Origin of the sequence: Thioclava sp. JE_KL1, from assembly GCF_009296265.1 — a bacterium.
GTDB lineage: Bacteria > Pseudomonadota > Alphaproteobacteria > Rhodobacterales > Rhodobacteraceae > Thioclava.
This window is the reverse complement of record NZ_WBJS01000005.1, coordinates 1-17,522: the sequence shown is the minus strand read 5'-3', so window position 1 is coordinate 17,522 and position 17,522 is coordinate 1. Positions and strand designations below refer to the sequence as shown.

General features: G+C 64.6%; 19 protein-coding genes. 11 read left to right on the top strand and 8 right to left on the bottom strand.

What is annotated here, in order from left to right:
• Nucleotides 1-4: 4 nt before the first annotated feature.
• The 7 genes from F8R15_RS10075 to F8R15_RS10045 all read right to left on the bottom strand — a co-directional run bounded on the left by F8R15_RS10075 (nucleotide 5) and on the right by F8R15_RS10045 (nucleotide 5,807).
• Nucleotides 5-709, bottom strand: a complete 705-nt coding sequence (locus F8R15_RS10075) for an ABC transporter ATP-binding protein (RefSeq protein ID WP_078551102.1) — start codon at nucleotides 707-709, stop codon at nucleotides 5-7.
• A gap of 139 nt (nucleotides 710-848) precedes the next feature.
• The gene (locus F8R15_RS10070) at nucleotides 849-1,343 is read right to left on the bottom strand and encodes a hypothetical protein (RefSeq protein ID WP_152844498.1); all 495 of its coding nucleotides are present in this window, start codon (nucleotides 1,341-1,343) and stop codon (nucleotides 849-851) included.
• Between the two features lie 146 nt (nucleotides 1,344-1,489).
• A complete protein-coding gene (locus F8R15_RS10065; protein WP_152844497.1) occupies nucleotides 1,490-1,876 on the bottom strand; it encodes a DUF302 domain-containing protein in 387 nt (128 codons plus the stop codon).
• A 28-nt stretch (nucleotides 1,877-1,904) separates the two neighbouring features.
• Nucleotides 1,905-3,290 carry a rhodanese-like domain-containing protein gene (locus F8R15_RS10060; protein ID WP_152844496.1) on the bottom strand — a complete coding sequence of 462 codons (1,386 nt, stop codon included), beginning with the start codon at nucleotides 3,288-3,290 and terminating at the stop codon, nucleotides 1,905-1,907.
• A 137-nt stretch (nucleotides 3,291-3,427) separates the two neighbouring features.
• Complete coding sequence (locus F8R15_RS10055; protein ID WP_152844495.1) at nucleotides 3,428-4,792, bottom strand: HAMP domain-containing sensor histidine kinase; 1,365 nt, start codon at nucleotides 4,790-4,792, stop codon at nucleotides 3,428-3,430.
• On the bottom strand, nucleotides 4,792-5,457 hold the full coding sequence (locus F8R15_RS10050; RefSeq protein WP_083079319.1) for a response regulator transcription factor: 666 nt from the start codon (nucleotides 5,455-5,457) through the stop codon (nucleotides 4,792-4,794). Before F8R15_RS10050 ends, F8R15_RS10055 begins: the two co-directional genes overlap by 1 nt.
• Nucleotides 5,457-5,807, bottom strand: coding sequence for a PepSY domain-containing protein (locus tag F8R15_RS10045; RefSeq protein WP_253732517.1), 351 nt, complete (start codon nucleotides 5,805-5,807; stop codon nucleotides 5,457-5,459). Before F8R15_RS10045 ends, F8R15_RS10050 begins: the two co-directional genes overlap by 1 nt.
• Nucleotides 5,808-5,932: 125 nt before the next feature.
• Here F8R15_RS10045 and F8R15_RS10040 point away from each other — a divergent pair, with 125 nt between their 5' ends.
• The 8 genes from F8R15_RS10040 (at nucleotide 5,933) to F8R15_RS10010 (ending at nucleotide 11,639) form a co-directional block, all read left to right on the top strand.
• Nucleotides 5,933-6,403: a PepSY domain-containing protein gene (locus tag F8R15_RS10040; protein ID WP_078522774.1), complete on the top strand. Its 471-nt coding sequence runs from the start codon at nucleotides 5,933-5,935 to the stop codon at nucleotides 6,401-6,403.
• A gap of 459 nt (nucleotides 6,404-6,862) precedes the next feature.
• A complete protein-coding gene (locus tag F8R15_RS10035; protein ID WP_152844494.1) occupies nucleotides 6,863-7,330 on the top strand; it encodes an N-acetyltransferase in 468 nt (155 codons plus the stop codon).
• 168 nt (nucleotides 7,331-7,498) lie between these two features.
• Nucleotides 7,499-8,386 (top strand): LysR family transcriptional regulator, encoded by an 888-nt coding sequence (locus F8R15_RS10030; RefSeq protein WP_152844493.1) that lies wholly within the window; start codon nucleotides 7,499-7,501, stop codon nucleotides 8,384-8,386.
• Between the two features lie 106 nt (nucleotides 8,387-8,492).
• Nucleotides 8,493-9,116: an NAD(P)H:quinone oxidoreductase gene (wrbA, locus tag F8R15_RS10025; protein ID WP_152844492.1), complete on the top strand. Its 624-nt coding sequence runs from the start codon at nucleotides 8,493-8,495 to the stop codon at nucleotides 9,114-9,116.
• The gene (locus tag F8R15_RS10020; protein ID WP_152844491.1) at nucleotides 9,116-9,754 is read left to right on the top strand and encodes a DsbA family protein; all 639 of its coding nucleotides are present in this window, start codon (nucleotides 9,116-9,118) and stop codon (nucleotides 9,752-9,754) included. The genes wrbA and F8R15_RS10020 overlap by 1 nt, the downstream gene beginning before the upstream one ends.
• A gap of 12 nt (nucleotides 9,755-9,766) precedes the next feature.
• Nucleotides 9,767-9,916: a hypothetical protein gene (locus tag F8R15_RS21455; protein WP_168173842.1), complete on the top strand. Its 150-nt coding sequence runs from the start codon at nucleotides 9,767-9,769 to the stop codon at nucleotides 9,914-9,916.
• A 105-nt stretch (nucleotides 9,917-10,021) separates the two neighbouring features.
• Nucleotides 10,022-10,921, top strand: coding sequence for an EamA family transporter (locus F8R15_RS10015; protein WP_152844490.1), 900 nt, complete (start codon nucleotides 10,022-10,024; stop codon nucleotides 10,919-10,921).
• Nucleotides 10,922-10,946: 25 nt separating this feature from the next.
• The gene (locus F8R15_RS10010) at nucleotides 10,947-11,639 is read left to right on the top strand and encodes a DUF4386 domain-containing protein (RefSeq protein WP_368731030.1); all 693 of its coding nucleotides are present in this window, start codon (nucleotides 10,947-10,949) and stop codon (nucleotides 11,637-11,639) included.
• 81 nt (nucleotides 11,640-11,720) lie between these two features.
• Here F8R15_RS10010 and F8R15_RS10005 read toward each other — a convergent pair whose 3' ends face one another.
• Nucleotides 11,721-12,833, bottom strand: a complete 1,113-nt coding sequence (locus F8R15_RS10005; protein WP_152844489.1) for a zinc-binding dehydrogenase — start codon at nucleotides 12,831-12,833, stop codon at nucleotides 11,721-11,723.
• A gap of 328 nt (nucleotides 12,834-13,161) precedes the next feature.
• On the opposite strand from F8R15_RS10005, the gene F8R15_RS10000 reads away from it, so the two are divergent.
• The 3 genes from F8R15_RS10000 (at nucleotide 13,162) to F8R15_RS09990 (ending at nucleotide 17,044) form a co-directional block, all read left to right on the top strand.
• Nucleotides 13,162-14,538, top strand: a complete 1,377-nt coding sequence (locus F8R15_RS10000) for an NAD-dependent succinate-semialdehyde dehydrogenase (protein ID WP_152844488.1) — start codon at nucleotides 13,162-13,164, stop codon at nucleotides 14,536-14,538.
• Nucleotides 14,535-15,149, top strand: coding sequence for a glutathione S-transferase family protein (locus F8R15_RS09995; protein ID WP_152844487.1), 615 nt, complete (start codon nucleotides 14,535-14,537; stop codon nucleotides 15,147-15,149). Before F8R15_RS10000 ends, F8R15_RS09995 begins: the two co-directional genes overlap by 4 nt.
• A gap of 251 nt (nucleotides 15,150-15,400) precedes the next feature.
• Nucleotides 15,401-17,044 carry an NAD(P)/FAD-dependent oxidoreductase gene (locus tag F8R15_RS09990; protein WP_152844486.1) on the top strand — a complete coding sequence of 548 codons (1,644 nt, stop codon included), beginning with the start codon at nucleotides 15,401-15,403 and terminating at the stop codon, nucleotides 17,042-17,044.
• Nucleotides 17,045-17,522: the final 478 nt, after the last annotated feature.

Below are 17,522 nucleotides of genomic sequence, written 5' to 3'. Positions count from 1 at the left end.
CGGCTCACCATTCGATCTCGGCAGGATCGGCGCGGGTCTCGTTGACGATCGTCTCGCGCAGCTGGCCATCGGTGAAATGCAGCACGCGATGCGCCATCGCCGCCGTCGCCGCCGCATGGGTGACGATCAGAACGGTGGTGCCCAGCTCGCGGTTCACATCGTTGAGTACCTGCAGCACGCGCCGCCCCGTCGTGCTGTCGAGCGCCCCGGTCGGCTCGTCGCAAAACAGCACCGCCGGGCGCTTCGCGATGGCGCGCGCGATGGCGACGCGCTGCTGCTCGCCGCCTGACATCTGCGCCGGGAAATGGTCGAGTCGTTCCTCCAGCCCCACCAATCGCAGCGCCTCGCCCGCATCCATCGGGTCATGCGAAATCTCGGTCACCAGATCGACATTCTCGCGCGCGGTGAGGCTGGGCATCAGGTTGTAGAACTGGAAGACGAAGCCGACATGGCTGCGCCGATATTGCGTCAGCGCCCGGTCGGACATTTCGGTCAGGTTCTGATCGCCGAACCACGCTTGACCCGAGCTTGGCCTGTCGAGCCCGCCGATGATGTTGAGAAAGGTGGATTTGCCGCTGCCCGAGGGGCCCAGCAGCACCACGACCTCGCTGCGCGGAATTTCCAGCGTCACCTCTCGGAGCGCGTGAACCGCGGCAGGACCCTCGCCATAGGTCTTCGACAATGCTTCGGTGCGAAAGGCAGGCTGCACGCTCGGCCTCTTGAGATAGATCGGGCAAAGTGCCCGACCCAGATCAGATCACAGCTTCTTCAGGCAGTCAAAATTTGTCGGCTCTGGCGGGGAGTTGAGCGCTTCAGCGTGACCCCGACGCATCGAGTCGCAGGCGTCGTCAGGTGCTGAGGCTGTGGAAGAAGAGGTCGATTTCCAGCGCCAGTCCGAACTCGAATTCAGCCAGTTCGGGGTGGGTCCATTCGTGCTGTTCGAGACGGTCGAGAAAATCGCGCCGTTTGCGCTCGTCGCTCGCATCCAGCGACAGGGTCTCGGCGGCGCGCAGCAGGTCGATCCGCTTGTGGACCTCGCGCATGGCGGAGAAGGCTTCCATCATAACCGGCATCAGGCGCGGCTCGCTCTGCCAGGTTTGCCCGCCAAAGACCTCCTGGACGACACGGTTGCCCGAGCCGAGGCAATCATAGGCGACGCAGCCCGCCATGCCTTCCTGCGTCAGCTTGTCGTGGATCGAGCAATCGTGCCCACAGAGGTGCCGACAGGGCTCGCCGGGGTTCTTGCTGAAGGCGAAATCTTTGCCCTTGTCGAAGGCCAGCACCAGACAGCACAGGGCTGCGCATTGGGAACAGTCGGTCTTGAGACGATCGGTCTGGGACATTCTGGCCTTCGCTTAACGGGACTTCGCACGGAAAGTCGTCGGGCCGTGATATCCCGCAAAACGGCTCTTGAATGCAAGTGCTGCGCGGGACGCGCGCGCCGATGCCCCGGCAGCGGAGGAGGCCTCGCTGCCGGGGTCATTCCAGCTCAAAGGGCTTCAATCGCCTTTGCCAGCATGTCGCGCACTTCGCCCGCGACCGACTTGAGCTGGGGATTGTCGATCGCCGTCATCGAGGCTTCCGGATCGATTGCGCAGACGAGGATATCCGCGCCGTCCTGCCGCAGAATGACGTTGCAGGGCAGCATCGCGCCGACGTTCGGCTCCAGCTGGATCGCCTGATGCGCCATCTTCGGATTGCAGGCGCCGAGGATCAGGTAGCCGGGCATGTCTGCGTCCAGCTTCTTCTTCATCGTGCCCTGCACGTCGATCTCGGTGAGCACGCCGAAGCCTTGCTCCTTCAGGGCCTCGCGGGTCCGGGTGTCGGCCTCTTCCAGCGTGGTGTTGGTGAGGCGTTTGTCGATGGTGTAGCTCATGGTGTTGGCTCCTTGAGTTGAAAGCGGTTCAGGTTTCGACCGGGTAGTCCTGCGCGGACCATGCGCCGAAGCTGCCCGGCACAGCGGAGACGTTCTTGAATCCGGCGCGGTGCAGCAGGCTCGCAGCGACGCTGGCGCGGTAGCCGCCCTGACAATACACCGCATAGTCGGCGGAACGGTCGAGTTGGTCCATCTCGTCTTCCAGCGTGCCGAGGAAATGGTGGATCGCGCCGGGGATATGGCCGCCGTCCCACTCCTTGTCCTTGCGCACGTCGAGCGGGGTCAGATCGCTGCCCTTCAGCTCCTGCACGGTGACCTGCGGGATATGCGCAAGCGGTCGCCCGGAGGTGCGCCACGCGGCGATGCCGCCGTTTAGGTAGCCCGCGAATTTCGTGAAGCCCACGCGCCAGAGACGCAGCACGGCCTCGTCGATGTCGGCAGTTTTTTCGCTCACAAGCGCGATGGGCTTGTCGGGATCGAGCATCCAGCCCGCCCAGACCGACAGGATCGGCTGCAGCCCGATGTTAATCGAGCCCTCGATAAAGCCGCCGCCGAAGGCGAGCATGTCGCGGAGATCGACGAGCTGCACGTCCTTGTCGGCGATCAGCGCCTCGAACTCCTCTGGCGTTTTGCCGATGCAGCGCGGTAATCCGTGCATCACCTCGGGGCCCGCCGCATTGACCTTCTTGAGGCGCGGGTAATGCGTCGGCACCGGCGGCGCGTCCTTCGTCATCTCGTCCTTGAAGGCCTCCAGATCGGTGATCTGGACGTATTTGTTATGGGCCTTCTCATAAGCGATGCTGGTGGACATCCGGTCGCCGATATTCGGCCCGCAAGCCGAGCCCGCGCCGTGACAGGGATAGACGAGCACGCCCTCGGGCAGCTGCATGTAGAATTCCTGCGTGGTGCGGAACAGCGCCTCTGTCAGTTCCTCGGTCTTGTCGTCGCCCAGCAGGTCGGGCCGGCCGACCGAATCCACGAAGAAAGAATCGCCGCTGAGCACGCCCCACGGCTCGTCATTGTCCTTCTCGTAAAGCAGGAAGGAGACGTGTTCGGGCGTGTGCCCCGGCGTGTGCCGCGTCTCAAGCGTGAGTTGGCCGAAGGTGAATTTGTCGCCATCGCGGATGCCCTCATGCGCGAAGTCATATTCGGCGCCGCCTTCGACGCTGACGCAAAGCTTGGGCGTGCCATCCAGCCGCGCCACCAATTCGCGCGCGCCCGACAGGAAGTCGGCGTGAATATGGGTCTCGAACACATGGGTGATCGTCAGGCCGAGCGCCTTCGCGCGCTCGATGTAGATATCGCAATCCGGGCGGGGATCGACGACGGCGGCGGTACCGCTGCCGGTGTCGCCCAAGAGGTAGGAGCACTGGGCGATCCCTTCCGCAAGGATCTGTTCAAAACGCATGGTCATGTCATTTGCCTCCGAATTTCCGTCAGCTCGGGATTGCCGGAGAAATGCGCCGTGATCGATTCATGTTCCAAAACTTGAATATGTAGGCAGGACATCGCTCATAAACGATGCGTGAGGATGATACCCGTTTCAGGTGTTCAGGAGCGGCGCGTGCCGGGAACGCCAGCGCGGGCGTCCGGAAGGATTAGCGTCACACGCAGCCCGGTCTCCGCATTCGCGATGCTCAGCGTACCGCCGACGGCCTGCGCGATCTCGGCGCTGATCGACAGGCCCAAACCATGGCCGCTTTCATCGGCGCGCGCGCCGCGTTTCTGAAGATGCTCGATGCGGTCCGCCGAGATGCCCGGGCCGTCGTCCTGCACGTCGATGGCGATCATTTCCGCGCGTCGGCTGGCGCGGATCGTGACCTGCGATGTGGCGTGGCGGCTGGCATTCTCGATCAGCGTCCCGAGCGCTTCGGCAAGATCACTGGCGTCGAGCGTCACCTGCAAATCCTCGGGCACCGCGATGTCCCAGTTCACAGCGCTGCCCGTGGGCGTGCGCCGGATCACCGAGACAATCTGCTGCACGACAGGCGCCACCGTGGCCTTGTCTTTCACGACGCGTCCCGCGAGGCGCGAGCGGGTCAATTCGCGGTCGACATGGCGGCGCATCGCTTCGGCAATTTCCTCGATGGCGGCGGCAGGCTCGGTCTGGCCGTTCTGGCGCAGCCGGTCGGCCTCGCCCATCAGCGCCTGCAGCGGCGTCTTGAACCCGTGCGCGAGATCGGCGGCGCGGTGGCGCGCGCGATCGAGCTCGGCCTCGCGGGCGTCGATCAGCGCGTCGACCTCATTCGCGAGGGGCTGCACCTCTTTCGGAAAATCGCTGCCCAGCCGCCGCTGTTCGCCCGAGCGCACGGCGAGCACGCGCCGCCCGACTTCCGACAAGGGGCGCAGGCCGAAGAAGAGCTGAACCCATCCGGCCACGATCAGAGCGGCTGCGAGGATCGCGTTATAGGGCAGCAGTTCCTTGAGAAAATCGCTGCGCGCCTGATCCAGATCGGCCGTCGTCAGCGCGACCGCCGCGCGCACTCGGCCCTCGCCCAGCGAAGGCGGCAGGGTCACGCTGCGCTCCAGCGTCAGCAGTGTGCCGCCGGTCTGATCGGGCAGGCGATGCACGTGGATATGTCCGTCGGGCAGCTCATCGGGCGGCAGGGGCAGCGCGTAATCCCAAAGCGAGCGCGACCGCAGCAGCGTGTCGCCGAGGTCGATCTGCCAGTATAGGCCGCTGAGAGGTTGGTCGAAGCGCGGATCGGCGGGCGGCGTTTGCAGCGCCAGCCTCCCGTCGGCATCGCGTCCGAGCGCCGCCACGACCTGATCGAGCTGCACCGACAGTTCGGCCTCGGCCCGGCGCTGAACATGGGCGGCGAACAGCGCCGTCAGCGCGGCGGAGGCAATCGCTAGCGCCAGCACCACCGCCAGCGCGCCGCCAAGCGCGAGCCGGAGGCGCAGCGACAACCGCATCACGCGTCGCCGCCTTCGAGGAAATAGCCAAAGCCGCGCCGCGTGCCGATCACGCCGGGGCCGAGTTTGCGGCGCAGCCGCGCGACGAGCGCCTCGAGCGCATTGGCCTCGCGCGAGTCGTCGTCGCCATAGAGATGTTCGAGCAGTTCGGTCGGCGGCACGACGCGGTCGCGATGCAGCATCAGGTAGGAGAGCAGCCGGAACTCCAGCGCCGTCGCCGCGATCGGCACGCCGCGGATCGATACGCTCATCCGGTTCGCGTCGAGCGTCAACTCGCCCACGCTCTGGTTCGCCGAGGCCCGCCCGGCGGAGCGCCGGATCAGGGCCCGCGCCCGCGCCACCAGCTCTTCCATGCGGAACGGTTTGGGCAGGTAGTCGTCGGCGCCTGCGTCGATGCCTTCGACCCGCTCGGTCCAGGCGCCGCGCGCGGTCAGCACCAGCACCGGCATCTCGCGATCATTGGCGCGCCATTTCTTGAGGATGCTCAGCCCGTCCATCTTCGGCAGGCCGAGATCGAGAATGACGAGGTCGTAATCTTCGGTATCGCCCAGAAACCACGCATCAAGCCCGTCCGCGCAGGTCTCGACGAGAAATCCCGCCGCCTCGAGCGCAGCCTTGAGATCCGCCGCGATCCTCTGGTCGTCCTCGACCGCCAATACGCGCATTACTTGTCCCCGTCGCGCTCGCTGTCTTCGGGACCACCAATCGGCAAACCGGTCGCCGCGTCAACCTCAAGCTCGATGATCCGGCCTTCCGGGGTGATCAGCTTGAGCTCGTAGACATAGTGACCGTCATCCGATTCGAGATCCAGCTTGATGACGCGGCCGCCGAAACGGTTGCGCACGCCGCCTAGGATCTTCGACAGCGGCAGAATCTCCTCGCGCTCGACCGCGCTGCGCGCCCGGTCGTGATCCGAGCCGCCTCGGCCCGAGCCGCCGCCGCCGCCCGCACGATCGGCGAGGGCGGGCGTGGCCATGGCCAGCGAAAGAAGGAGGAGGGTCGTGAGCGTTTTCATACGACTTTCTTAGCGCAAATAAGCTGACAGAACGCTGACAAAGCCCGTCAGTACGGCGTCAGAGTGATTCTGCCAATGTCGTCTCATCCGGGCAACTCGCCCCTATCCGATCACAGGAGTTAAAGATGAAACGCACTCTTCTCTTCACCGCCGCCCTCGGTGCCGCTGTCGGCGCATTCAGCCTCGGTGCCGCACAGGCGCAGGGTCCTGGTGGCAATGGGAATGGCGGCGGCGGGCAGTCGGGCGGTCAGGTCATGCTGCCTCAGAAGAATGCCACGCAGACCAAGTCCCAGAACCGCGAGACCTACGAATACCGGAACGAATATCGCAACTCGTATCGCAATGGCGAGTCCGAGGGCGAATACGGCATGCCGTCGAACTACCGTGAGGAAGTTCGCAACATGAATCAGGCGCGCGAGCAGTGGAAGAAGATGGACGAGGTCGCCAGCGACCTGCGTGCCGAGGGCTACCAGATCAGCAAGATGGAGATGGAGCGCTACAGCTACGAAGCCAAGGTCCGCGATCGCGACGGTCGTCGGCTTGAGCTGAAGCTCGACCCGGTGTCGGGCGAGATCATCGGCTCCGAGCTGGACTGATGAGCGAAGGAGCGGCCAGTCGGGTCTGAGGCCCTTTCGTCCGCTTCGGATACTGAGGGCTGGTGGCGAGATTCGCCACCGCCCACCTGACACTCGATTTGAGTGTCCTACATTTGGGAGGCGTGCACCTCGCGGGCCACTCCCATCCCGAACACCTCGCGAGAGCCATGGTCACCGGTCGCAGACACGCCTGACCTGAGCCGCGGGGTATCGAGCGAGCTTTGTTGTGCCGTCCCCACACCCCTCACAAAGCTCGCTCGATTATTCTCCAAAGCTCCGAACTAGTGAATATCCGAGCGCCGCTATCTGCTGGTCGGTCGCTCGGGCCTGCCGGTACCGTGGACATGGACGCAGTTGCGGGGCCCCTCCGGTTGACCCGGACTGGACTTTTGTGTCAGGCACGCGACCTTTCATGAGGACCCTCGGCGCACGTGCCGGGCCCAGCCGAAGGAAGGACATATGGCACTTACCCTGCGCCGCAACCGCGACCGCGATCTGGCACCCTTGGCAGCAATGCTGTCGGACACCGAAATCCCGTTGCTCAATCCCAATGCGAAAGTCCCGTTCGACGAGATGGAATGGCATCAGAAGTGGCTTGGAGACCGCGAAGATGTCTCTTTCTACCTGCAGGATGCAACGGGGCGAGATGTGGGTTTCTTCGCATTGCGTGAGGGTGTCGGGCCAGAGGTGCGGCATCTCACCTATGTCTATCTCGTTGAAGAGGCACGCGGCGGGGCCGCTGCGGAGCTGACGGGCCATGTGGAGCAGGCAGCACGCGACCTCGGGGCGCTGACCCTGACCTTGAAGGTGGAAGTCGACAACGCGCCAGCCCACAACGCCTATCTCTCGGCTGGTTATGAGGAGCTGTCGCGGCGGCAGGGCATGGCCACGATGCGGCTGGATCTGGAGGAGCGGCCCACCGAGTGAGCGGGTTCTCTGGTCGTAGTTTTGGGCCGTGGTCGTGAAAGTCGCTTTCGTCTCCCGCGATGCACCCTGCGGCTTCGGCGCTTGCGACCGCTCTCTGCGAAGGCGTTCGCGTGTCGCGAAATTCGTGCTATTCGGAGCGCTACCTGACCGCTCCGAGTGTCTTCCGAAATGGACAAGCTTTCCGTCATGCAAGCCTTCCGCCGCATTGTCGATCGCGGCAGTTTCGCGCGCGCGGCGGAGGATCTCGGGGTGTCGCCCGCGCTTCTGAGCCGCGAGATCAAGCTGCTGGAAGAGAGCCTCGGGAGCTCGCTGCTGACACGCACGACGCGCTCGATGTCTCTGACCGATGCCGGGCGTCTCTACTATGACGAGGCGAGCGGTATCCTCGACGCGGTGACCTCGGTCGAGACACGTATCCGCGACGGGGCCGGGGCGGTGCGCGGGCATCTGAAAGTGAATGCTTCGAGCTCCTTCGGACAGACGGTGATTTCCCCGATCCTGCCGGAGTTTCTGGCCGCGCATCCCGATCTGCGGCTGTCGCTCTCGCTCGATGACCGAGTTGTCGACATGGTGGAGGGCGGCTTCGATGTCTCGATCCGCATCCGACCGGCGATGCCGGATTCGGCTCTGGTCGCGCGCAAGATCGGCACGATGCGGCAGCGCATCTTCGCCGCGCCCGCCTATCTTGCCCGGGCTGGGACGCCCGAAGGGCCGGAGGATATCGCAGGGCATAGGGTCATCGGCTTCCTGCTGGCCGACCATCTGACGAAATGGGCGCTGCACGGGCCGGAGGGTGCGATCAGCCTCGATCTCGATCCCGCCATTCGCGTGGGCAACAGTCTCGTGCTGCGCGACCTGCTGATCGCGGGGCAAGGCATCGGCACCTTGCCGGATTTCGTCTCGGATGAGCCAGAGAGGCGCGGCGATCTGGTGCGCGTCCTGCCCGAGTGGGAACTGCCCGCGCCGGAGATTTTCGCCGTGACCGCCTCGCGGTTGGGCATGGATGCGAAAGTGACGGCGTTTCTCGATCACCTGCGGGCGGCGATGGCGCCCTGACATTCTTCAACCGGCGTAAAGAGTGATTTGCGCCTCGGCCGCTTATTCCGACGCGGGCGATCCGCGATCTTGTCAGGCAATGAACCCCATGCCCTGAGAGGATCCAATGACCCGCGTTCTCGTTCTCTATTATTCCAGCTACGGCCATGTCCGTGCGCTCGCCCAAGCCGAGGCGGAGGGCGCACGCAGCGTGCCCGGCACGCATGTCGATCTGCGCCGCGTTCCCGAAACCCTGCCTGACGATATCCGGCAGAAGGCTGGCTTCGCCGCCGACGACACGCCCGTCGCCAGCCCCGCCGATCTCGAAGCCTATGATGCGATCATCTTCGGCACGCCCACGCTGTTCGGGATGATGGCCGGGCAGGTGAAGTCCTTCCTCGATCAGGCGGGCGGGCTCTGGGCGCGCAATGCGCTGGTCGGCAAGGTTGCCGCCGTGTTCACCTCGACCGGCTCGCAGCATGGCGGGCACGAGGCGACGCTGCTTTCGACGCAGATTCCGCTGCAGCATTTCGGGATGCTCATCGCCGGGATGCCCTACACTTTCGCCGATCAGACGCGGGCGGACGAGATCGTCGGCGGTGCGCCCTACGGCGCCGGCACGATCGCCGGGGCGGACGGATCCCGGGCACCGACCGAGACCGATCTCGCGGGCGCCCGCTTCCAGGGCGCTCATGTCGCGCGCATCGCGGCGCGGCTCGCAGGGGCCGCTCTGAACGAGGAGGCCGCGTGATGCCCAAGCTCACCGTCGATTTCTTTCACGACGTGGTCTGCTGCTGGTGTTTCAACATCTCGTCGCGGATGCACAGCCTCGCCTCCGAATTCGATCTCGACATCCGGCATCGTACCTTCGTTCTGCAGGCAGACCGCGCCGAGATGGCCGCGCGCTGGGGCTCCCCTGAAGCCGCCCGCGAGACCATTCTCGGGCATTGGACGGTCTGTAGAGAGGTCAGCGATCGGCCAGAGCTTGTCGATATCGAGGCCATGCGGGCCGCTGATTTCGACTATCCCCACGGGATGACCGCCGCGCTCGGATGCAAGGCCGCAGAGGCGCTGGGCGGGCAGGACGGCCATTGGGAGATGTTCGACCGGTTGCAGCGCGCGCATCTCTCCGAGGCCCGGAACATCGCCGATCCGGTCATCGTGCGCGATGTCGCGCGAAGCCTCGGGTTCGAGGCGGCGGCCTTCGCAGAGGCGTTCGACGATCCGGCCACGGCGGAGGCTGTCGAAGCCGATCGTCAACGCGCCCGTGCCCTTCAGGTGCGCTCCATTCCGGCGCTGATCGTTCGGGAAACCGGCGCGCGGCTCGTGAACGGGACGCGTGAAGACCTCGCGGCACAGCTGCGCAGCTCGCTGAAACTCGTCGCCTGAGGAGTGCCCCTGATGACGATCCGTTTTGTCTTCCGTGGTCTCCGGCATCGGCGCTTCCATCCGCGACGCGTGCCGCGCGATCTCTCGCCCCATCTGATGCGCGATATCGGGCTCGAGCCTTGGCCTGAGCGCCCCTGTCTCTCGCCGCGCCACTTCCGCTGAGCGACCCGACCGAAGGCGCCAAAGGCACCTTCACGCGGTCCGCCGATACCGCCCGCGAGAGCCCCGTCTTCTCACTCTCGCTTTTCCCTCAATACGAGTCACCCAATGTCACGTACCACCGATATTTTCCTCACGGCGCTCGCCCCGGCTATCTGGGGGAGCACCTATCTCGTCACCACCGAGGCGTTGCCCGCTGGCTACCCCATCACGCTTGCGGCCCTGCGCGCCTTGCCTGCGGGGCTGTTGCTGGTCGCGTTCACGCGGTCGCTGCCGCCGCGTGCATGGCTTGGCCGCACCTTCCTCCTTGGGAGCCTGAACTTCGCCCTGTTCTGGAGCCTTCTCTTCGTGGCGGCCTATCGCCTGCCCGGTGGGGTCGCGGCGACGCTCGGCTCGCTTCAGGCGATGATGGTCATCCTCATGGCGCGCGGCTGGCTTGGCACGCCGGTGCGCGCCGGGGCGGTTGCCGCTGCGGCGACAGGCGTTCTGGGCGTCGCGCTTCTTCTGCTGGGGCCGGAGGCCGCGTTGGATCCTGTCGGTGTCATCGCCGGTATTGGCGGGGCCGCGTCGATGGCGGCGGGCACCGTGCTGAGCCGAAAATGGCAGCCGCCTGTCTCGGCGCTGAGTTTCACCGGCTGGCAACTGACGGCGGGTGGGCTGGTCCTGCTGCCACTGGCTTTGATCGTCGAGCCGTCCCTGCCGCCGCTGACCGCGCTTAACCAGTCGGGTCTGATCTGGCTTGGCCTGATCGGGGCGGGCGCGACCTATGCGATCTGGTTCCGGGGCATCGCCCGTCTCGAGCCCGGCGCGGTCTCAATGCTGGGGATGATGAGCCCGGTCACGGCGGTCTCCCTTGGCTGGCTCTGGCTGGGGCAGGGCCTGTCGTTGCTCCAGATGAGCGGCGCAGCTATCGTTCTGATCTCGGTCTGGGCCGGGCAGCGCGCGAACCGTCCGCGCGGGCCGGGCACCTTCCGACCCACGGTCGTGGCGCAATCGAGAGCGGCGTGAGCGTCAATCAACGGAGGACTTCCGCGTGGCCCAACTTTCCCTGACGGACGACCTGATCCGAAAGTCGCGCCTCGCCGGGCTGCTATATCTCATCATCATTGTCATGGGGCTCGGCGCCGAACTTGGCCTGCGCGCTCCTCTGATCGACCTTTCAGATGCCGCGGGCACGGCCGCAGCGATACTGGCGGCGCCGGGCCAGTTCCGGCTGGCGATCATCGCCGATCTGGTTATGGCGCTGAGCGATGCGGGGCTTGCCGTCTTGCTTTACCTGATTTTCCGCGGGGTTGCTCCGGGTCTTGCCCTGTCGGCGATGGTGTTTCGGCTGATTCAGGCGGTCCTCATCGCGGCAAATCTGATGGCTTTGCAGACGGCCTGGCTGCTTCTGTCAAATGCCCATGATGTGGCCGACGCTCAGTCGCTGGCGCTGATCTTTCTCGAGCTGCATGGCCATGGCTACGATCTCGGGCTGGTCTTCTTCGGCGTGAACAGTCTGATGATGGGCGTTCTGGTCTGGCGCTCGGGCCTCTTTGCGAAAGCCTTCGGGGCGGGGCTCGCGCTGGCCGGTCTGGTCTATCTGATCGGCAGCGGGATCCGGTTTCTCGCCGCCGACCTCTCATCGGCTTTCGCCCCGGCATATGGGCTGACGATCCTCGCAGAGACTGCGTTCTGCCTCAGGCTGCTGTTTCGGCCGCGCCGACACGGGCGGAGCGCGAGCTGACCATGGTTCGACTCTGCGACTGTCGGTTGTCCGAAGCCAAAGCGGCCCGGATCGGATCCGGGCCACTTCGGCGATGCATCATCAGGACCAGGGGGTCACGAGGTATTTCTCCCCGGTCTTCATCTTCCGGTAATCGGTCACGGCTTCCTTCGTCAGCATCTCGTCGAGATTGACGCGCGTCTTGTAATGGCTGGCGAAGGTGGTCGTAAGATTGTCGCGAACGCGCTTGCGCATGCGGCCAACGGTCTCTTGCCCCGCCGACTGCAGGAACGGGAACAGCAGCCAGCCCGAGAGCGTCCAGCCGAAACCGTAGCTCGGGGAAAGCGTCGTCGGGCCGGTGTCGAGCCGACCGTAGATGAACATCCGCTTGGGCTGGTTCGAGCCGTAGCGCGAGTATTCCGTCATCCGGCTCACCGCGACCTGCTCCATTGCCTTGAAGGCGTTGTCGACCGCGTGGCCGCCGCCGATCGGATCGAAGCCGTAGAACGCGCCGGTGTCGTCGATCGCGGCGCTGAGTTGCTGCATGAAGTCATCCTGCGAGGAGTTCACGACATGGGTCGATCCGATCTTCTGGAGCAGAGCGACCTGATCGTCCTTGCGCACGATATTGACGAGGCCGAGCCCGTCCTCCTGACAGATGCGGGTCAGCATCTGGCCGAGGTTCGACGCCCCGACCGTGTGCAGGATCGCGTCCTGCCCGTCCATCTTGGCGTTCTCGGCGAACCCCAGCGCGGTCATCGGATTGACGAAGGCGCTCGCGCCGTCCTCGGAGGAGTGATCGCCCAGCGGCAGGCACATCTGCGCATCGGCGATGCAATATTGGCTGTAAGCGTTGCCCGGCACGCAGGACACCCGTTGCCCCATCAGCGCCTTGGCTGCGTCGCTGTCACCGGTCGCGACAACGGTGCCCGCGCCCTCGTTCCCGGCGGGCAGCTTGAGACCGTGCCGCGCTTTCGAACCCGCGTTGAACGGCTCGGGCATCTTGGCCACGAATTTGCCGGGGGAATATTCCGCGTTCTCCATATCCGCCGCGCCGACGAGGATGGCGAGGTCCGACGGATTGATCGGAGCCGCTTCCATCTTCACGAGGACTTGGTTGCCGGTCGGATCGGGGAAGTCCACGTCCTCGATCGCGACGGTGAGCGTACCGTCTGCCTCCAGCGTCGTGAACAGTTGCTTGCCAGTGGTCGCCATGTCGATCTCCAGATTTGAATGTCGTCGGGAAGAGGTTGGGTCACGCCCAGAGTTTCCGAGGGCGGGCTTGCTTTGCCAGATAGAGCGCCCTGCGTTCGAGGCGACCGCAAAGCGTGCAGCGAAAAGGCGCGCGGCTACGTTCCGCTGCGTCTTTTCCAGAGGCGTCGGGGGCGTGGCACTGCACGGGAGGGGTAGGGGCGGTTTGGGGACAAGTTTTCGTGGTCAGCAGTGACCGTTTTGCGGGCCGAAAGACGCCGCGTTACCGTCGGGGGCGCCGGAACTCCTCGACTGCGGTGCAAGTTTCCCTGGTGAAATCGAAGGAGTTCTCATGTCCACGATCACCACCACCAACCCTGCGACGGGCGAGACGATCCAGACCTATCCGCTGATGTCCGAGCAGGAGGCCGTCGAGAAACTCGAGGCCGCGCAGTCCGCTTTTCTGGAGTGGCGCAAGCTGTTCCATTCCGAGCGCGCGCCCTACCTGACCAAGATCGCCGCGAAGCTCCGCGAGAATGCGGAGGAGCTGGCCGCGCTGATGACGCGCGAGACCGGCAAGCTTCTGAAGGACGGCAAGGCCGAGGTCGAAATCTGCGCCGCGATCTTCGAATATACCGCGAAGAACGGGCCAGATGCGCTGGCCGACGAGGAACGCACCCATGGCGCGAAGGGATCGCGTGGTGTGGTCACTTATCAGCCGATCGGCGTGATCTACTCGATCCAGCCGTGGAACTTCCCGCTCTATCAGCCGGTCCGTGTTCTGGCGGCGAACCTGATGGCGGGCAATGCCTGCGTGCTCAAACATGCGAGCATCTGCACCGGCTCCGGGCTGCGCCTGCGCGAGCTGTGCATCGAGGCCGGGCTGCCCGAGGACCTCTTCCAGGTCATCCTGATCGACCACGAGACCAGCGACAATCTGATCGAGCATCCGCTCGTGCGCGGTGTGACCCTGACCGGCAGCGACGGCGCGGGTCGGCATGTGGGCAGCGTCGCGTCGAAGGCGCTGAAGAAGACCGTGCTCGAGCTGGGCTCCAACGACGCCTATCTCGTGCTGGAAGATGCCGATATCGAAACGGCGGTGAAATTCTCGCTGATGGGGCGGCTGTATAACAACGGCGAGACCTGTGTGTCGGCGAAGCGCTTTGTCGTGGCGGACAAGGTCTATGACGCCTTCGTCGAGGCCTTTGTGGAGCAGATGAAGGGCGTGAAGATGGGCGATCCTACGCAAGAGGATACCCAGCTTGGTCCGCTTTCCAGCGAAGATCAGTTCGAGACGGTGAAGGAGCAGGTCGAGCAGAGCCTCGCCAAGGGCGCGACCGCGCTTTGCGGCGGAGAAGCCCCGGACGGGGTCGGCGCCTATTACCCCGCGACGGTGCTGGTGGACGTGGCCCCCGGCATGCCCGCTTATGACGACGAAATCTTCGGCCCCGTGGCTGCGGTGATCCGCGCCAAGGATGACGAGGATGCGATGCGCATCGCCAATGATAGCCGCTATGGCCTTGGCGGCGGGATTTTCAGCAAGGATGAAGATCGCGCCCTCAAACTCGCCCGCGATCACTTCGACACCGGGATGGTCCGGATCAACTCCTTCGGGACCGCCGATCCGAACATGCCCTTCGGCGGGGTCAAGGATTCCGGTTACGGGCGCGAGCACGGCGGCTTCAGCATGAAAGAATTCGTCAACGCAAAAGCGGTGTTCCTGCCATGATCACGCTCCACGCTTTGCACTATTCCCGCGCGACCCGTGTGCTCTGGCTGCTCGCCGATCTTGGCGAGCCCTGCCACCGGGTGGATTATCAGCGCACCGAGAATTTTCGCGCGCCGGAGGCCCTGTCCCGGGTTCACCCCTTGGGCAAGTCCCCGGTGATCGAGGACGGCAATCGGATACTCGCGGAGTCCGCAACGATCCTTCGCTACCTCGTCGCGAAATACGGCGACGAGACCCACACACCGCCGCGGGGCACTCCGGAATTCTGGCAGCACGAGGAGCTCCTCGATTACGTCGAGAGCTCCTTCGCCGAGGTCGTGCTGCAGGCGATTTTGCCAGCCTTCCGCGACAAGCCGGTCCCCGCTCAGGCGCAGGCGGCGCTTGATGCCCATCTCAATTTCATCGCGCGGGCGATCGGTACCGGGCCTCTGCTGTTCGGCGACAAGGCGATGCTCGCCGATATCCAGATGTCCTATATCATCGCCTTGTTGGCGCGGTTCGATCTGCTCGCGGATCATCCGAAGGTCGCGGCCTATTGGGCGGCGCTGCGAGCGCAGCCGGGATACATCGCCGCGACGGAGGCCGCCGGCCCGATGGCGCCTCCCGGCTGAGCGCCGGGCCTGTCCGCCGGGGAACGGCGTTCCCTGTGGTCACCCGGCGGACCGATTGCACTACCGTTCGCTTGAAGGGCATTGCGGATTTCGACGCGATGTAAGCGGCTGCGAGCTGCCGAAGCGTCCCTGCCAACCGCCCGGCCTGCGCAGCGGTGGAAAGCTGGCTTGCAGACCCTGACATTCTCGTAGAGGTCTTCTTTACCGCATCCATCGGGTTGCGGTGACGACTGGCGGAGCAGGAGACAGCCATGCAGCAATTGACAGCCTTTGGACCGGACTTTCCCTTTTCCTACGAGGACTGGATCAGTCATCCCGCAGGTCTCGGCACGGTTCCGAAGGATGTACTCGGCGCGCCGGTCGCCATCATCGGTGCCGGAGCGGCCGGGGTGATCGCGGCCTACGAATTGATGAAGCTGGGACTGCGACCCGTTGTCTACGAGTCCTCTCAGTTCGGCGGGCGGCTACGTTCGCAGAGTTTCGAAGGAACGGATGGCGTCGTGGCGGAGCTTGGCGGGATGCGCTTCCCCGTCTCCTCGCGTGGGTTCTACCACTATGTCGATCTCGTCGGATGCGAGAGCCGACCCTTTCCCAACCCGCTGACGCCTGCCGCCGGGTCGACCGTCATCGAACTCGAAGGTCAACGGCATTTCGCCCGCAGCCTAGAAGACCTGCCCGAGCAATACCATCAGATCGCAGAGGCCTATGACGAAGCGTTGCGCAGTCAGGCCGCTTTCCCCGATCTGCAAGCCGCGGTGCGCGCCAAGGACATTGAGGCCATCAAGGCGATCTGGGATCCGCTCGTCCAGGACTGGGATGAGCGCACCTTCTACGATTTCGTGGCCCATTCCGACGCGTTCCAGAAGCTCGATTTCTCGCACCGGGAGATTTTCGGTCAGGTCGGCTTCGGCACTGGCGGTTGGGACTCGGACTTCCCGAACTCGATGCTGGAAATCCTGCGGGTGAACCTGCTCGGGCTCGACGACGATCAGCGCTATATCGTGGGCGGGGTGGAGACTGTCCTGCATCGCCTCTGGAACGCAGCGCCTGCCTGCGCGCATTGGCCGGAGGGCACGACGCTTGCGAGCCTGCATGGCGGTGCGACGCGCAGCCGGGCGACCGCCCTGAGCCGCGCGGGCGAGATGATCCGGCTTCGCGATCAGTGGGGCAACGAGGACGACTATGCGGCGGTGCTGGCGACGTGCCAGACGCACCTGCTGACGACGGCGATCGAGACCGAAGAGGATCTGTTCGATCAGAAGATGTGGATGGCGCTCGACCGGACCCGCTACATGCAGGCCGCGAAAACCTTCGTCATGACCGACCGGCCGTTTTGGAACGACATCGACCCGGAAACCGGCGAGCCGCTGATGTCGATGACGCTGACCGACCGGCTGACGCGGGGCACCTATTTCTTCGATAACGGACCCGACCGGCCCGGCGTGATCTGCCTCAGCTACGCCTGGATGAGCGACGCGCTTAAGGTGCTGCCGCTCAGTGCGGAGCGCCGGGTCGAGCTCTCGCTGCAGGCGCTGGGCAAAATCTACCCCGGCGTCGACATTGCCGCGCATATCCGCGGCCAGCCGATCTGCGTGAGCTGGGAGGCGGACGAAAACTTCCTCGGGGCCTTCAAGGGCGCGCTGCCGGGTCACTATCGCTACAACCACCGCATCTATGGCCACTTCATGCAGCAAGGTATGGCCGCGAGTCAGAAAGGCGTTTTCCTCGCCGGTGATGGTGTCAGCTGGACCCCCGCCTGGGTCGAAGGCGCGGTGCAGACGTCGCTCAATGCGGTGTGGGGGATCATGACGCATCTCGGGGGACGCAGCCCCGAGGCAAACCCCGGCCCCGGCGATCTCTATCCCGAGCGCGGGCCGATCAGGCTGGCCGATTGATCCAAAGGGCCCACGTGGCGTGAGTGTCATGTGCCGTTTGGCAGGTGTTCTGTTCTCAGGAAGAGGCGGCCACTGGGGATGCAGGCCGACCAATAGACCCTGAGCCTAGGCTTGGCGTCTTCATGGCTTTGATGGCTGTTCGATTCCGTACGTTTCGCTGGTGACTCGGGGTGTTTGGCGTGCTGCCCTTGGGGCATGGCGCTCAGGAGGTTTCGCGGGGGTGGGTGATTTGCGCAAGATTCTTCCCTGCGCTGGTTTGGGGTGAATTGGGTGCATTTGCGGTGGTGTTGAAAGTATAGCGATTTCAGTGTGTTGCGTTGTTCTTTCGAGAAAAGTGACAGTTTTTCGAAAAAGGCACTTGCGACTCCGCGGAGTGATCCGTAAATACCGCCTCACCGAAGCGGCACACACCGCAACGGGGCGCCGGAAGGGATCGCAAGAGACTGAAGGCGAAGGAAATTTTGGAGATACGGTTGGC

Coding starts and splice junctions, on each gene's coding strand:
- F8R15_RS10055 (WP_152844495.1), bottom strand. CDS start 4,792: ATGCGGTTGTCGCTGCGCCTCCGGCTCGCGCTTGGCGGCGCGCTGGCG.
- F8R15_RS09990 (WP_152844486.1), top strand. CDS start 15,401: ATGCAGCAATTGACAGCCTTTGGACCGGACTTTCCCTTTTCCTACGAG.
- F8R15_RS10070 (WP_152844498.1), bottom strand. CDS start 1,343: ATGTCCCAGACCGATCGTCTCAAGACCGACTGTTCCCAATGCGCAGCC.
- F8R15_RS10000 (WP_152844488.1), top strand. CDS start 13,162: ATGTCCACGATCACCACCACCAACCCTGCGACGGGCGAGACGATCCAG.
- F8R15_RS10050 (WP_083079319.1), bottom strand. CDS start 5,457: ATGCGCGTATTGGCGGTCGAGGACGACCAGAGGATCGCGGCGGATCTC.
- F8R15_RS10065 (WP_152844497.1), bottom strand. CDS start 1,876: ATGAGCTACACCATCGACAAACGCCTCACCAACACCACGCTGGAAGAG.
- F8R15_RS10005 (WP_152844489.1), bottom strand. CDS start 12,833: ATGGCGACCACTGGCAAGCAACTGTTCACGACGCTGGAGGCAGACGGT.
- F8R15_RS10015 (WP_152844490.1), top strand. CDS start 10,022: ATGTCACGTACCACCGATATTTTCCTCACGGCGCTCGCCCCGGCTATC.
- F8R15_RS10020 (WP_152844491.1), top strand. CDS start 9,116: ATGCCCAAGCTCACCGTCGATTTCTTTCACGACGTGGTCTGCTGCTGG.
- F8R15_RS10040 (WP_078522774.1), top strand. CDS start 5,933: ATGAAACGCACTCTTCTCTTCACCGCCGCCCTCGGTGCCGCTGTCGGC.
- F8R15_RS10045 (WP_253732517.1), bottom strand. CDS start 5,807: ATGAAAACGCTCACGACCCTCCTCCTTCTTTCGCTGGCCATGGCCACG.
- F8R15_RS09995 (WP_152844487.1), top strand. CDS start 14,535: ATGATCACGCTCCACGCTTTGCACTATTCCCGCGCGACCCGTGTGCTC.
- F8R15_RS10035 (WP_152844494.1), top strand. CDS start 6,863: ATGGCACTTACCCTGCGCCGCAACCGCGACCGCGATCTGGCACCCTTG.
- wrbA (WP_152844492.1), top strand. CDS start 8,493: ATGACCCGCGTTCTCGTTCTCTATTATTCCAGCTACGGCCATGTCCGT.
- F8R15_RS21455 (WP_168173842.1), top strand. CDS start 9,767: ATGACGATCCGTTTTGTCTTCCGTGGTCTCCGGCATCGGCGCTTCCAT.
- F8R15_RS10060 (WP_152844496.1), bottom strand. CDS start 3,290: ATGACCATGCGTTTTGAACAGATCCTTGCGGAAGGGATCGCCCAGTGC.
- F8R15_RS10030 (WP_152844493.1), top strand. CDS start 7,499: ATGGACAAGCTTTCCGTCATGCAAGCCTTCCGCCGCATTGTCGATCGC.